The organism is Pseudomonas sp. BMS12 (genome assembly GCF_001592875.1).
In the GTDB taxonomy this organism is placed as follows: Bacteria; Pseudomonadota; Gammaproteobacteria; order Pseudomonadales; family Pseudomonadaceae; genus Aquipseudomonas.
In genome coordinates, this window is sequence record NZ_LSOF01000013.1 from 54,487 (window position 1) to 68,741 (window position 14,255).

The 14,255-nt window shown below is 67.4% G+C and carries 13 protein-coding genes and 1 riboswitch; of the genes, 4 read left to right on the plus strand and 9 right to left on the minus strand.

Going from position 1 to position 14,255, the window contains the following annotated elements; genetic code table 11:
• Nucleotides 1-123 precede the first annotated feature (123 nt).
• The 4 genes from ribA to AYB31_RS12760 all read left to right on the plus strand — a co-directional run bounded on the left by ribA (nt 124) and on the right by AYB31_RS12760 (nt 2,354).
• Nucleotides 124-735, plus strand: coding sequence for a GTP cyclohydrolase II (ribA, locus tag AYB31_RS12745; protein ID WP_068829247.1), 612 nt, complete (start codon nt 124-126; stop codon nt 733-735).
• The gene (locus AYB31_RS12750; RefSeq protein WP_068829069.1) at nt 732-1,151 is read left to right on the plus strand and encodes an MFS transporter; all 420 of its coding nucleotides are present in this window, start codon (nt 732-734) and stop codon (nt 1,149-1,151) included. The genes ribA and AYB31_RS12750 overlap by 4 nt, the downstream gene beginning before the upstream one ends.
• Entirely contained in the window at nt 1,151-1,954 is an 804-nt protein-coding gene (locus tag AYB31_RS12755; RefSeq protein ID WP_068829070.1) for a helical backbone metal receptor, read from the plus strand. The genes AYB31_RS12750 and AYB31_RS12755 overlap by 1 nt, the downstream gene beginning before the upstream one ends.
• Before the next feature lie 67 nt (nt 1,955-2,021).
• Nucleotides 2,022-2,354: a hypothetical protein gene (locus AYB31_RS12760; RefSeq protein WP_068829071.1), complete on the plus strand. Its 333-nt coding sequence runs from the start codon at nt 2,022-2,024 to the stop codon at nt 2,352-2,354.
• A 68-nt stretch (nt 2,355-2,422) separates the two neighbouring features.
• On the opposite strand, the gene AYB31_RS12765 is transcribed toward AYB31_RS12760, so the two are convergent.
• From AYB31_RS12765 to AYB31_RS12805, 9 genes are all read right to left on the minus strand, one after another.
• Nucleotides 2,423-4,300: a TonB-dependent receptor domain-containing protein gene (locus AYB31_RS12765; RefSeq protein ID WP_068829072.1), complete on the minus strand. Its 1,878-nt coding sequence runs from the start codon at nt 4,298-4,300 to the stop codon at nt 2,423-2,425.
• Between the two features lie 85 nt (nt 4,301-4,385).
• A riboswitch (cobalamin riboswitch) is annotated at nt 4,386-4,593 on the minus strand.
• A gap of 50 nt (nt 4,594-4,643) precedes the next feature.
• Nucleotides 4,644-6,551 (minus strand): 1-deoxy-D-xylulose-5-phosphate synthase, encoded by a 1,908-nt coding sequence (dxs, locus tag AYB31_RS12770; RefSeq protein WP_068829073.1) that lies wholly within the window; start codon nt 6,549-6,551, stop codon nt 4,644-4,646.
• Nucleotides 6,552-6,633: 82 nt separating this feature from the next.
• A complete protein-coding gene (locus tag AYB31_RS12775; RefSeq protein WP_068829074.1) occupies nt 6,634-7,587 on the minus strand; it encodes an alpha/beta fold hydrolase in 954 nt (317 codons plus the stop codon).
• A gap of 10 nt (nt 7,588-7,597) precedes the next feature.
• Nucleotides 7,598-10,870, minus strand: coding sequence for a carboxyl transferase domain-containing protein (locus AYB31_RS12780; RefSeq protein ID WP_068829075.1), 3,273 nt, complete (start codon nt 10,868-10,870; stop codon nt 7,598-7,600).
• Nucleotides 10,871-10,874: 4 nt separating this feature from the next.
• Complete coding sequence (locus tag AYB31_RS12785) at nt 10,875-11,321, minus strand: globin domain-containing protein (RefSeq protein WP_068829076.1); 447 nt, start codon at nt 11,319-11,321, stop codon at nt 10,875-10,877.
• 159 nt (nt 11,322-11,480) lie between these two features.
• Nucleotides 11,481-12,368, minus strand: a complete 888-nt coding sequence (gene ispA / locus AYB31_RS12790; protein WP_068829077.1) for a (2E,6E)-farnesyl diphosphate synthase — start codon at nt 12,366-12,368, stop codon at nt 11,481-11,483.
• Nucleotides 12,365-12,607, minus strand: a complete 243-nt coding sequence (locus AYB31_RS12795; protein WP_068829078.1) for an exodeoxyribonuclease VII small subunit — start codon at nt 12,605-12,607, stop codon at nt 12,365-12,367. The genes ispA and AYB31_RS12795 overlap by 4 nt, the downstream gene beginning before the upstream one ends.
• Before the next feature lie 67 nt (nt 12,608-12,674).
• Nucleotides 12,675-13,448: a sulfite exporter TauE/SafE family protein gene (locus AYB31_RS12800; RefSeq protein WP_068829079.1), complete on the minus strand. Its 774-nt coding sequence runs from the start codon at nt 13,446-13,448 to the stop codon at nt 12,675-12,677.
• Between the two features lie 55 nt (nt 13,449-13,503).
• Entirely contained in the window at nt 13,504-14,211 is a 708-nt protein-coding gene (locus AYB31_RS12805) for a PqiC family protein (protein ID WP_068829080.1), read from the minus strand.
• Nucleotides 14,212-14,255: the final 44 nt, after the last annotated feature.

Sequence of the window (14,255 nt, forward strand, 5' to 3'; positions counted from 1 at the left end):
AGTAGTACGGCAGGCACCCATCGGTTTACCCGATCCTTATCCCCGACAATTCACGCTGCGCCGGGGAGCGGCGCTACTGGTACAATGCCGGCCCTTCTGCCGACCATCCCACAGGAGTTTCCGGTGTCTGTCGTCTTCGTCGCCGCCTCCCAACTGCCCACACCCTTCGCGGTGTTCACCATGCACGGTTTCCTCGACGAGGAGAGCGGCAAGGAACACGTCGCCCTGACCCTGGGCGATGTCGCCGATGGCCAGCCGGTGCTGGGTCGCCTGCATTCCGAATGCCTGACCGGTGATGCCCTGTTCAGCCAGCGCTGCGACTGCGGCGCCCAGCTCGAAGCCGCCCTGCGCGCCATCGCGCTCGAAGGCCGTGGCGTGCTCCTGTACCTGCGCCAGGAGGGCCGTGGCATCGGCCTGCTGAACAAGATCCGCGCCTATGAGCTGCAGGATGGCGGCGCCGATACGGTAGAGGCCAACGAGCGCCTGGGCTTTGCCGCCGACCAGCGCGATTATTCGATCTGCCAGCCGATGCTCGATCACCTGGGTATTCGCACCATCAACCTGATGACAAACAACCCGCGCAAGGTCAAGGCATTGGAAGGCTTCGGCGTGCGCGTGGCCGAGCGCCGTCCGCTGGAAATCGCGCTCAATTCGCATAACCGCAAGTACCTCACCACCAAGGCCGGCAAACTCGGCCACATGCTGGGGCTGCAGCATCAGGAAGAAGCCGAGTGACGCGCGCCGAAGTGCGACGCCGGCTCGCCCTCGAATGGTGGCGCTGGCTCGGCTTCGCCCTGGCGCCGCTGTTCTTCCTCAACCTGCTGTTCGGCGATAGCCAGGCCCTGGGCTCTGTTCTGGAAATGCCGCTGTTCATTGCCGGCGTGGCCTCGATGTTCATCAGCCTGCCGCTGTTCTCGGGCTACAAGCGTGCGCTGATCGCCACCGAACAGGCGCTGGACAGCGATGCCGAGCGCGAGGCCTGGCTGGAGCTGGCGCGGGTACGGCGCAAGGCCTTCCTCGGCGCAGGTCTGCCAGCCTGGATCGGCGCCATCGCCCTGTTCACCGGGCTGCATGCCGTGGCCCTGTTCCTGCTGGCCATGAGCAGCGTGGTGCTGCTCTGTCTGTACCGTATTCCCCGCCAGCTCGGCTGATGCGCGCGCTCCTGGCCGCCTGCCTGCTGCTCGCCTGTGCGCCGCTGGTGGCGGCGCAGCGGGTGGTCAGCCTGGCACCCTCGATGTCGGAAATCATGCTGGAGCTGGGCGCCACCGATCGCCTGGTCGGCATGCTCGACGGTGGTGAGCGACCGAACGGCCTGGCCCAGGTGCCCTCGGTGGGGCGCTTTGGCACGCTCGAGCTGGAAACCCTGCTCAGCCTCGACGCGGATCTGATCCTTCTAACGCCCGGCAGTCTGCCGGATGCCCAGCAGCACCAGCTGCAAGAGCTTGGCCTGCCGTACTACCTGGGAGAACCGCGCAGCCTGGAGCAACTGGCCGAGCAGTTCGCCGAGATCGGCGCGCGGGTCGGTCGGGCCGAGCGTGGCCGTGAGCTGCGTGCGCGCTTTCTGAGCGGTGTGGATGGGCTGCGTGCGCGTTATCGGCGGCAGGTGCCGGTTCCAGTGTTCTACCAGATCTGGCACCAGCCGCTGTACACCATCGGTACTCGCCAGTTGATCGGTGAGGCGCTTGCGGTCTGCGGTGCGCGCAATGTGTTCGACGATCTCTCGTTGCCGGCGCCACAGGTCAGTGTCGAAGCGGTGCTGGCGCGGGAGCCGCAGGTGATCCTCGGCGGCAGCGGCGCCGAACTGCAGCACTGGCAGGCCTGGCCGCAGCTGCCGGCGGTGCGTCTGGGGCAAGTCTGGACGGTGCCGGACAAGGGCCTGGAGCGGCCGAGCTTTCAGATGCTGGCGGCCACCGAAAGGCTGTGCAAGCTGTTAGCTGGGGCACGGCTTCGCTAGTTCCTTCTGTTGCACAATGCACGGGATGTCTTGGGCATCAGCAGAACTGAACTCTAGGAGCAATGGAATGAAAGGACTCTTTGTGGCGGCCATCGCGGCTCTGGCACTAGTAGGTTGCAAAGACGAGGGCGCGGCCTTCGTTGGCGAATGGAAGGGTGATGATGCCAGGATGGTTGAAACCATCACGGTGACCGAAGCCTCTGATGGTTATCGGGTGATATCCCATTTGGACAAGGACGAGAAGGGATATATGGATGTCGAAGTCGTTCTGGTCGCCGAGTCAGACAAGCTTTTGGTACGCAAACGCGATGGCAGCCGTGGTCTTGAAATCAGCGAGAACGGCACACTGAAAAGTCATCTGCGCAACGGTAAGGATAAGGTTTTCACCAAGGTGAACTGAGCATCGCCGCATAAGCGTTGCCTGACGCCTACAAAAAGGCCCCTTTCGGGGCCTTTTTGCATCATGGATTACAGCGCAGGCGTCCAGACGAAGCCAAACATGGCGCTGCGACCTTCCTGGCGATAGCCGTAACGTTCGCCCTCATGTTCGTACAGGGCGCGCTGGTAGTCCTTGTCCAGCAGGTTATCGATCTTCGCCTCCAGCTTCAGTTCGGTCGTTGCCTGCCAGCTGCCGCGCAGGCCCAACAGGCCGTAGCCGCTCAACTGATACTGGTTGTTCGGGTCGTCGTAGCTGTTGCTGGCGGCCTGCCAGCTAGCCCCCACGGCGAAGTCGCCGAACGCGCGGTCCAGGTCCAGGCTCAGGGTGCGGCGGGCACGGCGGTTGAGGGTATGGCCGCTATCACGGTCGCGAGGGTCGACGAAGGCGACGTCGAGCTGCCCCTGCCAGCCAAACAGCTCTTGCTGCAGGCTGGCTTCGAAGCCGTGAATGCGTGCCTTGGCGATGTTCTGCGGAATGAAGTCCTGGTCGCTGGCGATGGCGTCCTCGATGTCGGTGCGATACAGCGAGGCCTCCAGATGGGTGCTCTCCGCCAGTTGGCTGCGCCACTGCAGCTCGTAGCTTTTCGAGCGTTCGGGCGCGAGGTTCGGGTTGCTGTAGTCCGGGTAATAGAGGTCGTTGAAGGTCGGCGCGCGGAAGCCTTCGCTGTAGGACAGAATCAGGTCGTTGGTGGCGTCCAGCGGCAGGGTCAGGGCGCCGCTCCAGGTGTTCTCACTGCCAAACTGCTCGTTCTTGTCATGGCGTAGACCCAGTTCGGTGCTGAAGCCTTCACCCTCGTAGCGATGCTGGATAAAGGCCGCCTGGTTCCAGCGTTGCTGCTCCTCAAAGGCCGTGTTGCTGTTGAGCTGGTCTTCGTACCAGTCGGCACCCAGCAGCAGGCTGTGGCCACTGCCCAGGTTCAAGGTATTCAGCCAGTTCACCGAGTCGCGGTAGGTGTTGAACACGCCACGTTCGTCGCTGAGCTTGTCCAGGCTTTCCTCACGGTTCTCGCTGTGGCCGACTTCGATACGGCTGCTCCAGAGGTCGTTGATCTGCGCATCGAGGTAGCTGGAGACGCTACTGAGGGTGAAGTCGCTATAGGGCTCCTGGCCGACCGACTCGAAGGTCGTCATGTCGAACAGGCCGAAGGGGTTGTCGAATTCGGTGCGGCCGCGCTGGTCAAGCACGCTGATGCCGGCTTCGAGGCTGTCACCGAAGCTGTGGCTCAAGCTGAGGCTGAAGGCCTTGTTGCGGTAGGCGTCGTGATCCTGATCGGACGCGTAGGAGCGGCCTGTCCGGTCGATGCCGTCGGTCTCGTCCAGGCTGCCGGCCAGGCTGAAGCGGGTTTGCTCGTCGCCGCCGGAGATGCCGGCGCTGCGCCGCCAGCTGTGGTTGCTGCCGTAGCTCATGCGGACGAAGGGGGTGAGTTCGTCAGCGGCGCTGCGGCGGGTGAAAATCTGCACCACGCCGCCGATGGCGTCGGCACCGTACACCGCCGAGCGCGGGCCACGCAGCACTTCGATGCGTTCGATCTGGTCGATGCTGATGTGCTGCAGGTTGCTGTCGCCCGAGCTGGCCGAACCGATGCGCATGCCGTCCACCAAGACCAGGCTTTGGGCCGACTTGGTGCCGCGGATATACAGGCTGGCCAGGCTGCCGATGCCATTGTCGGTCACTTGTACGCCGGGGACGCGTTTGAGCAGTTCGACTACCGAGCGAGGTTGCAGGCGTTCGATGTCACTGCGGGTGAACACCGTACTGGCAGTGCTGCTTTCGCCGCGCTGCTGTACTTCGCGGTTGGCGGTGATCACGGTATCGGACAGTTTCAGTGCCTGATCGCGGGACAGCTCATCGGCAACGGACAGGCTGGGAGTGAGAGCCACGGCCAGGGCGAGACGGGACAACTTCATGCAAGGTTCCTCAAAGATCGCAAAACTTCGAGGAGGGCGGGAGACAGGCGCGAGTGCGCACCTGACGGTGCGGCCCTCCGCAACACCAATCGAAATCCGTCAGGCCGGTCTCCGGACTCTCGACGCCGGCCGGCTCGCCTTCCCGGATGCCTCCAGTGGCTGTTGAGCGGGCCTGCGAGCCTGGGCTCGCGGTCGATTACCGTTGCGGGGGCAGTGCCGGGATTGCCTGTTGGCGCACCGGCTTCCCGATTATCGCCGGCTGCAGCCGGCGCACCTGTCAGAAAGAAAAACGCCGCGCACCTTAGTGCACGGCGTGTCCAAGCTCAAGCGAGTTTACTGCGCCTCAGCTTGAAGCCTGTTCAAGCTGCTGCAGTCGGCGACGGACGGCAGCCTCGATGCCGGCCTCGTCCAGGCCGCATTCGGCCAGCATCTGCGCCGGCTTGGCATGTTCGACGTAGTAGTCGGGCAGGCCCAGGTGCAGCAGCGGCATGACGATGTTCTCGGCGGCGAGGAATTCGCTCACCGCGCTGCCGGCACCGCCCATCACGCTGTTTTCCTCGAGGGTCACCAGCAGTTCGTGGCTGCCTGCCAGCTCGCGCAGCAGGGCTTCGTCCAGGGGTTTGACGAAGCGCATGTCGACCACGGTGGCGTCCAGCGTTTCGCCCACGCGCAGGGCCTCGGCCAGTTGCACACCGAATACCAGCAGCGCGGTGCCCTGGCCCTGGCGGCGTACCACGGCCTTGCCGATCTCCACGGCGTTGAGGGCCGGGTCGATGGCGGCATTCGGGCCGCTGCCGCGCGGATAGCGCACTGCGGCCGGGCCGTTGAACTGGTGACCGGTGGTCAGCAGCAGGCGCAGCTCGTTCTCGTCGCTGGGCGTCATCACCAGCATGCCGGGGATGCAGCGCAGGTAGGACAGGTCGAAGCTGCCGGCGTGGGTCGGGCCGTCTTCGCCGACCAGGCCGGCGCGGTCGATGGCGAACAGCACATCGAGGTTCTGCACCGCGACGTCATGGATCAGCTGGTCGTAGGCACGCTGCAGGAAGGTGGAGTAGATCGCCACCACCGGCTTGGCGCCTTCGCAGGCCATGCCAGCGGCCAGGGTCACGGCGTGCTGCTCGGCGATGGCCACGTCGAAGTAGCGGTTCGGATAGCGCTCGCTGAAGGCCACCAGGTCGGAGCCTTCCTTCATCGCCGGGGTGATACCGAGCAGGCGCGGGTCGGCGGCGGCCATGTCGCACAGCCACTGGCCGAACACGGCGGAGTACTTGGGCCCGGAGGCTTTTTTCGGCTCGCCCTGCGGCTTGTTGATCGGGTCCAGCTTGGTGATCGCGTGGTAGCCGATCGGGTCGGCTTCGGCGGGGGCGAAGCCCTTGCCCTTCTTGGTCACCACATGCAGGAACTGCGGGCCTTCCAGGTCGCGCATGTTGCGCAGGGTGGCGATCAGGGTCGGCAGGTCGTGGCCGTCGATGGGGCCGACGTAGTTCCAGCCCAGCTCCTCGAACAGGGTGCCGGGCACCAGCATGCCCTTGGCGTGCTCTTCGACCTTGCGCGCGATCTCCCAGGCGCCGGGCAGGCGCGAGAGGATCTTCTTGCTGCCTTCGCGCATGCTCGAATAGGTGCGGCTGGAGATGATCTTGGCCAGGTAGTTGGACAGGCCGCCGACGTTCTTGGAGATCGACATGTCGTTGTCGTTGAGCACCACCAGCATGTCGGCCTTGACGTCCGAGGCGTGGTTGAGCGCCTCGAAAGCCATGCCGGCGGTCAGCGCGCCGTCGCCGATCACCGCCACGCTCTTGCGCTTGCTGCCCTGCAGCTTGGCGGCTATGGCCATGCCGAGGGCGGCGCTGATGCTGGTACTGGAGTGGCCGACACCGAAGGTGTCGTACTCACTCTCGCTGCGGCGCGGGAAGGCGGCCAGGCCGTCCTTCTGGCGCAGCGTGCCCATGCGTTCGCGGCGGCCGGTGAGGATCTTGTGCGGGTAGGCCTGGTGGCCGACATCCCACACCAGGCGGTCATCCGGGGTGTCGAAGATGTAATGCAGGGCGATGGTCAGCTCGACCACGCCGAGGCCGGCGCCGAAGTGCCCGCCGGTCTGGCCGACGCTGTACAGCAGGGTCTGGCGCAGCTCGTCGGCAAGGCTTTCCAGCTCGCTCTCGGCCAGACGGCGCAGGCCGTCCGGGGTCTCGGCACGGTCGAGCAGCGGCGTGGCGGGGCGCTCGCGAGGGATCTCGTGGAAGGTGGTCGGCATCAGGCGAATCGTTATAGGTATGCAAAAGATGCGGCAGTTTACCTGATGCTTCGATCCCCGCCCAATCGGCGCGACCGCGCGACTAATCGCCGCGGTAGTGGCGGCCGAGGAAGTCCAGCAGCAGGGCGTTGACCCGCGCCGGCTGCTGGCTCTGCAACCAGTGGCCGCAGTCCGTCAGCAGGTGCTGTTCCAGGTGCGGCACGCGCTCGGCCATGCGCTTGAGGGTATGCGCCTCCAGGCGGGCGACCGGGTCCTGTTCGCCGACCAGGAACAGGGTCGGCTGCTCGACCTGGCGGCCGACCAGCGGCTCGGTCTCCTGCCAGCTGCGTTCGAAGTTGCGGTACCAGTTCAGCGGCCCGCGAAAACCACGGGCCAGCGCCTGGCGGTAGTGCGCGAACTGTTCCGCGCTGCACCAGCTCGGCAGCGCCGGGTGCGGATCGAGGCCGTCGAGCAGCCGCGCATCGGCCGGTTTGTCCTGCAGCAGGGCGTCGCCCAGGTCGGCCAGCAGCAGGCGCAGGCTGCGCTCGATATCGGCATCCAGCTCGGCCTCGGCCACACCCGGCTGCTGGAAGTAGAGGATGTAGTTGAAGCGCCCGGCATAGGCCTCGCGCATGATCTCGATGGCCGGGCGCCTGGGCCGGCCGCCGAAGGGCACCGACATGGTCACCAGCGCCTGCACCCGCTCCGGCTCGAGCAGGGCCAGGTGCCAGGCCACCGGCGCGCCCCAGTCGTGGCCGACCATGCACACACGCTGGTGGCCGAAGTGATCCATGGCGGCCTGGATGTCGGCGCACAGAGTCAGCAGAGAGTAGGCCTCGGGCTCTTCCGGGGCGCTGCTGGCGCCGTAGCCGCGCATCTCCGGGGCGAAGGCTCGATAGCCGGCGTCCGCCAGGGCCTGCAGCTGTGGCGCCCAGGAGTGCCAGCACTCGGGGAAACCGTGCAGCAGCCACACCGGCTGGCCGTGCTGCGGGCCGCAGGCGTGCACGCTGAGCTGGATACCGTTGACTTGCAGCAGTTGCTGTTCGATGGCGTGCATGGGGCTGTCCTCACCAGGTATCGACGAAGGGGCGTTTCTTGCCGTTGCGTGCTGGCGGCTGCGGTGCGCTGTGCAAACCGCGCAGCAGCCAGGCGCGGGTGTCCTGCGGGTCGATCACGGCATCGATCTCCAGGTAGCTGGCCATGTTCAGGCCCTTGCCGTTGCGGTAGGCCTTGCCCACCAGCTTGTCGAACAGGCGCTGGCGGCTGGCATCGTCCGCCTGGGCCGCCAGCTCCTTGGCGAAGCCCAGGCGCACTGCGCCTTCCAGGCCCATGGCGCCGAACTCACCGCTGGGCCAGGCGATGGTGAACAGCGCCGAGTGGAAGCTGCCGGCAGCCATGGCCTGGGCGCCCAGGCCGTAACCCTTGCGCAGCACCACGGTGAAGAACGGCACGGACAGGCTGGCGGCGGCGACGAACATGCGCGACACGTGGCGCACCGTGGCCTGTTTCTCCGCCTCCGGGCCGACCATGAAACCGGGGGTGTCGCACAGCGAAACCATGGGGATATCGAAGGCGTCGCACAGCTGCATGAAGCGCGCGGCCTTGTCGCCGGCCGCCGCGTCGATGGCGCCGCCCAGGTGGCCGGGGTTGTTGGCCAGCAGGCCGAACGCCTTGCCCTCGATGCGAATGAAGGCGGTGATCATGCCGGGCGCGAACTGGCGGCGCAGTTCCAGCACGCTGCCGCTGTCGGCCAGGGTGGCGATGACCTGACGGATGTCGTACACGCGCAGGCGGTTTTCCGGGATCAGGTGGCGCAGCTCGCGCTGGTCGGCGCACTGCCAGTCGCTCAGCGGGCCCTGGAAATAGGACAGGTACTGCTTGGCGGCAGCGACCGCCTCGGCCTCGTTCTCCACCAGCACGTCGATCACCCCGTTCGGCCCCTGCACGGCAGTCGGGCCGACCTGCTCGGGCTTGAAGCTGCCAAGGCCGCCGCCTTCGATCATCGCCGGGCCGGCCATGCCGATGGTTGCGTCCTTGGCGGCGATGATCACGTCGCAGCAGCCGAGCAGCGCGGCGTTGCCGGCGAAGCAGCGCCCGGACACCACGCCAACCAGCGGCACCAGGCCGGACAACCGGGCCATGCCGACAAAGGTGTGGCAGTCCAGCCCGGCCACGCCGACGAAATCGGTATCGCCCGGCCGACCGCCGCCGCCTTCGGCGAACAGCACCAGCGGCAGACGCAGCTGTTCGGCGAGGCCGAGCATGCGGTCGGTCTTCTTGTGGTTCATCACCCCCTGGGTGCCGGCGAACACCGTGTAGTCGTAGGCGATGGCCATGCAGCGCGCGCCCTGCTCGCCGAAGGTGGCGGCGCCCACCGTGCCGATACCGGCGATCAGGCCGTCGGCCGGGCTCAGCTCCATCAGCTCCTCCGGGGTGCGCCGGCGGCGCTGGGCGGCCAGGGCCATGGCGCCGTATTCGATGAAGCTGCCCTCATCCAGCAGGTCCGCCAGGTTTTCCCGGGTGGTGCGTTGGCCGGTTTTGCGGCGCTTGGCCACGGCGGCCGGGCGGCGGGCATCGGTCAGGCGCTCGTGGCGCTCCAGCACTTCGGCCAGGTCGGCGCGGATATGCGCCAGGTCCAGGCTGTGTTCGTCCTGCAGGCCATCGCCATCGACTTCAGCCGGTTCGATGAACAGCAGCGCCTGGCCTTCGCCCAGGGCGTCGCCGGGGCGGGCGGCGAGGGCACGGACGATGCCGCTCTGGCTGGCCTTGACCACGAACTCCATCTTCATCGCTTCCAGCACGGCGATGTTCTGCCCGGCGGCCACGGCATCGCCCTCGGCTACCTCCAGGCTGACCAGCACACCGGTGCTTGGCGTATTCAGGGCGATGCTGCCGGGCGGCGCCGCCACCGCGGCCTGCTGGCTGCCGGTCACCGCGCCCGTGCCGGTGAAATAGCGATGTGGGTGGGCCTGCTGCTGTGCGCCCAGCAGGGTTTCCAGCTGGCTTTCGACGAAGCGTGTGCTGACCTGGTTGGCTGCCACCTGCGGCTGGCGCAGCAGGTTCTGCAGCAGGTGCAGGTTGCTCGCCACGCCTTCCAGGCGGAACTCGCACAGCGCGCGGTAGACCCGGCGCAGGGCGGCCGGGTAGTCGCTGCCATGGGCGATCAGCTTGGCCAGCAGCGAGTCGTAGGCCGGGCTGACCGGGTAACCGGCGTAGCCGTAACCGTCCACCCGCAGGCCGGGGCCGCTGGGGGGCTCGTAGGCGCTGAGGGTGCCGGCCGCCGGGCGCGTGCTGCCGTCGGCGTGAAGGGTTTCCAGGTTGATGCGCAGCTGCACGGCGCAGCCATTGAGCGGCGGCGCCTGCAGCAGGCCGAGCTCGGCCAGGGACTGGCCGGCGAGCAGCCTGAGCTGGGTGTGCAGCAGGTCGACGCCGGTGACCTGCTCGGTCACGGTGTGTTCGACCTGCACCCGTGGATTGGCTTCCATGAAGTAGAAGCGCCCTGGCTGCTCTTCGTCGAGCAGGAACTCGAAGGTGCCGATGCCCTGGTACTTCACCTCGGCCGCCAGCTGCAGGGCGCAGGTGATGATCGCCTCGCGCACGCCGGCATCCAGGCCGGGGCTGGGGGCGATTTCCACCAGCTTCTGATTGCGCCGCTGCAGGCTGCAGTCGCGCTCCCACAGGTGGCTGACCGCGCCGCTGCCGTCGCCGAGTACCTGCACTTCGATATGCCGCGCCTGGCCGACCAGTTGTTCGACGTACAGCGCATCGTTGCCGAAGGCGCTCAGCGCTTCCGACTGGCAGCGGGCGAAGGCCTCGGCCAACTCACTGGCGGCGAATACCGCGCGCATGCCACGTCCGCCGCCGCCGGCCAGGGCCTTGAGCATCACCGCGCCGTGTTCGGCGAAGAACCTCTGCGCCTGTTCCAGGCTGATGGCCTGGTTGATGCCGGCGACCAGCGGCACGTTGCAGCGCTCGGCCAGGGCGCGGGCGGCGGCCTTGTCGCCGAACAGTTCCAACACCTCGGGTGCCGGGCCAATAAAGCGGATATTCGCCGCCGCACAGCGGCGGGCGAACTCGGCGTTCTCGGCGAGAAAACCGTAGCCGGGGTGAATCGCCTCGCAGCCATGCTCGCGGGCCAGGGCGATCAGCTGCTCCATGTCCAGATAGGCCGGTACGCCGCGGCCCTTGAGCGGCACGGCAAGGTCGGCCTTGCGCGTGTGCAGGCTGGCGGCATCATCTTCGGCAAACACGGCGACCGTGCGGATATCCAGGTCGGCGCAGGCGCGGGCGATGCGGATGGCGATTTCGCCACGGTTGGCGATCAGCAGGCTGGAGAACATAGGGTCACTCATGGTCGGCGGTAGCGGGAAGGGCGGCAGGGCTCTCGAGCTGTGCCTGCAGTTCGATCAGCGTAGCGGCGAGCTGGGCGAAGGCGCCGCGCCAGGCTGCCAGGGCCTCTGCGCAAAGCTGCTGCGGGTCGAGCACCTGGCGCATGGCGGAAAACAGCGAATCGCCGAGCATGTCGAAGTGCTCGGGACGCAGCTGTACGCGCTGGTGCACGCGAGCAATGTTCGGCGCGTGGCGCAGGAAAGGTTCGAGGTTGTCGATGCTGGCGGCATAGCTGGCCACAACCGAGCCCAGCGGCGGCAGTTTTGCCCTGGCGAGGATGGCGTAGGCCAGTGGATGATCACGCTCGAGATGCTGGTAAGTCAGCGTGTTGATAGCGGCCGTGTGCTGCTTGATCGCGGCGGTGGTCTGCCGGATCAGCTGGATGGCGTGCGCGTCGAGCATGCTGGCTGCTCCTTGCCCCGGGTGGTCTGCGATAGGGCAGGTTACCCGGAGCGAGAGGTTGGCGACGCTGAATCAGTGGCATGAATGGCCGGGACGTGCCCGGCCTGATTCATCGGTTAGGGGCCGCTTGCGGATATGCCTAGAGAGCCAGGCACGGGCTCAGTGGCGGCGCTCGACGATATAGCGGGCCAGTTCGCGCAGCGGCTCGGCGCTGTCGCCGAACAGACGCAGGGCGTGCAGGGCCTGGTCGCGCAGCTCCAGGGCGTAGGTCTTGGCAGCGTCGAGGCCGAGCAGGGCCGGGTACGTCGGTTTGTGGTTGGCCTGGTCCTTGCCTTGGGTCTTGCCCAGGGTGGCGGTGTCGCTTTCCACGTCGAGGATGTCGTCCTGCACCTGGAAGGCCAGGCCGATGGCCTGGGCATAGTGCTGCAGCGAACGCAGCGCCGCTTCGTCGGCATTGCCGCTGGCCAGGGCACCCAGGTGCACGCTGGCTTCGATCAGGGCGCCGGTCTTGTGCCGGTGCATGGTCTCCAGCGCCTGCTGGTCAATCTGCTTACCCACCGATTCGAGGTCGATGGCCTGGCCGCCGACCATGCCGGCCGGACCGGCGGCGCGCGCCAGGCCGAGGGTCATGGACAGACGCAGATCGGCGTCGCGCGGGTTGCGCCGGGCGTCGGCCAGGGCCTCGAAGGCCAGGGCCTGCAGGGCATCGCCGGCGAGGATGGCGCAGGCTTCGTCGAAGGCCTTGTGGGTGGTCGGCTGGCCGCGGCGCAGGTCGTCGTCGTCCATGGCCGGCAGGTCGTCGTGGACCAGCGAATAGGCGTGGATCAGCTCTACGGCGCAGGCGGCACCATCGGCCTGGTCGAGGTCGCCGTCGAGGGCCTCGCAGGCGGCATACACCAGCAGCGGACGCACCCGCTTGCCGCCGCCGGCGACGCTGTAGCGCATGGCCTTGTACAGGCGGGCCAGCTCGGGGCGGGGCGGCTCGAACAGTTCGGCGAGCACGCCATCGACGCGCGCCTGGCAGCGCTGCTGGTACTCGCCGATCATGCCTGCTGATCCGCGTCGAAGGGGGCTTCCTCCAGCTCGCCGTCGCGTTCCAGGAGGATCTGCACTTTCTGCTCGGCCTGGGCCAGGGCGCCCTGGCAGTCGCGGGTCAGGCGGATGCCCTGCTCGAAGGCGCCGAGGGAGTCTTCCAGGGACAGCTCGCCGCTTTCCAGGCGCTCGACCAGCGTTTGCAGTTCGGCGAGGGAGGTTTCGAAATCGGCGGCGGCTTTCTTGCGGGCCATGGCTAGGGTCTCGGCTGGAGGGTTGAAACGGGCGCGACACTAGCAGAGCCGCGCCCGCCGGGGCAAATCAGCGGGCGGCGAAGTAGGTGGCGTAGAAGTAGTAGAGGGTCATGCCACTTCCGACCAGGATCACCAGGCTGCGCAGCAGGCGCGGCGGCAGGCGTTCGCCCAGCGCTCCGCCGGTGTAGCCGCCGAGCGTGGCGCCGGCCAGCAGGACCAGCAGCTCGGCCCAGCTGACGCGGCCGGCGAAGATGAAGGTCAGGCTGGCGACACTGTAGATCACCGCCGAGATCAGGTTCTTCAGGGCATTGGCGCGGGCCAGCGGGTGGCCTTCGATGGAGAAGGCCGCCAGTTGCAGGATACCCATGCCGGCGCCGAAGTAGCCGCCATAGATCGATACCCCGGTATGCGCGGCCAGCGACAGCGGTGTGTGCGGTGGTTGCGCCGCCTCTTTCCTGCGTGCGGCCAGGGCGCGGCCGAGCCAGGGGCTGGCGGCGAACAGCGCGGTCGCCGCCAGCAGCAGCCAGGGGATCAGTACGCTGAACACGCTGTCGCCGCCGGCCAGCAGCAGCAGGCCACCGCCCAGGCCGCCGAGCAGCCCGGCCAGCAGCAGTGGCAGCAGGTAGCGGCCCAGTGGTCGCAGCGAACCGCGCGCGGCCCAGGCCCCGGCGATGCTGGCCGGCCACAGGGCCACGGCATTGGTGGCATTGGCGGTAACCGGCGGCAGGCCGGCCGCCAGCAGGGCAGGGAAGGAGAAGAAGGTGCCGCCACCGGCCAGGGCATTCATGCCGCCGGCAGCGAAGCCGGCCAGGGCCAGCAGGAGGATATCGGTGAGGTTCATGGGGTCGGCAGCTTAGCGGTCTGTACGGAAGCTGACCAGACGACCAAGGTCTGCTTCAGAAACGCAGCACTTCACCGTTGCTGCGGGTCGGTCCGATGATCGGGAATTGCGGCTGCGGTGTTTGCGGCTTGGCCGGGCGCTGTGGTGCCGGGGAGGGCTTGGTCGTCTCGGCCACCGGCTGGTTGCGCAGCGGCTCGATGGCGACGGCCAGGTCGGCCACCAGCTGGCGCAACAGGCGGCTCTGTGCCTGCACCTGATCGGCGGGGGTGCCACTGTGGGCTTCCTCCAGGCGCAGCAGGCGGCTGTCGCGCAGTTGCCCGCTCTTGTCCAGCAGGCGCCACTGCGCTTCGAGGATGGCCGGCTGGGCCGGGCCGGAGTCCAGGCGGATGATGCTCAACAGTACCTGTACTTCGGGTTTGAACTCGCCGCTGGCCGGGGCCAGCACGGTGCGCTGGCTGTCCAGGCGCCAGGCCAGCTGACGCAGCAGCAGTTGGTCTATGTCGGTCGCCAGGCTGCCGGCCCAGCGGGCGTTGTCGGCGGCCAGCAGGCTGCCGTCGAGCTGGCGCTGCAGCAGGGCTTCGCGCTGCAGGTAGTCGGCGATGGAAACCGGGCCGAGGAGCACGGCCAGACCCTGTTCCTGGGTGGGCACGCCGGCGTCGGCGTTGTCCAGCTGATAGAGGGGGATCGGTTTGTGCGCCGTACAGCCGGCCAGGCCGAGCAGGCCGGTCAGCAGCAGTACGAAGGCGAGGCGCAGCGGTTTCATCTGTTTACCCTGGGCCGCGGCGGCGGCTAAAAACGAGAGCGAGG